The sequence below is a fragment of the Methylobacterium sp. 37f genome (assembly GCF_023093475.1).
GTDB lineage: Bacteria > Pseudomonadota > Alphaproteobacteria > Rhizobiales > Beijerinckiaceae > Methylobacterium.
Map to the genome: position 1 here is coordinate 1 of NZ_JAGHKN010000120.1, position 452 is coordinate 452.

1 protein-coding gene is annotated in these 452 nt (G+C 60.2%); it reads right to left on the reverse strand.

Features of this window, described 5'->3' with window-relative positions; translation table 11 throughout:
* Nucleotides 1-269: 269 nt before the first annotated feature.
* Nucleotides 270-452 (reverse strand): hypothetical protein (locus J7U37_RS24905; protein ID WP_247637498.1); only part of this gene is annotated, 183 nt, incomplete at its 5' end.

Below are 452 nucleotides of genomic sequence, written 5' to 3' on the forward strand. Positions count from 1 at the left end.
GGCACATACTACATGCATTCGACATACAGAATTATCGGCAAAAATGCCGTTTCTGGAAGCCTAGTGGCGCGCGGCCTCCAGACCAAACGCCCAATAATGAGCTTTTTGAGGGGGGTTTATCTGACGTGTTACAGGGGCGTCGGCCGCGCCTTCGGCCTATCGCTCATGCCTTCCGCTCCCGGCCGGCGGCGCGCGCCGACGCTGACGCGCTTCGCTTGTCCCCCAGCCATCACCAGAGCGACAAGTCACTCTGGTGACAGCCGGGCCGATCAAAGCTCCAGGATCGCCCTGCAGGCTGACTGCAAGGCCTCGATCCGAACATCCATATCCGCGCCCTCCTGATCCAGATCAGCAAGGCGGCGACGCAGATGGCGGATATCGGCAACGAGCTTGGGATAGTCATTCAGGACATAACACACGGCATCGAGAGGATCGCGAGACGGCGCGTACAG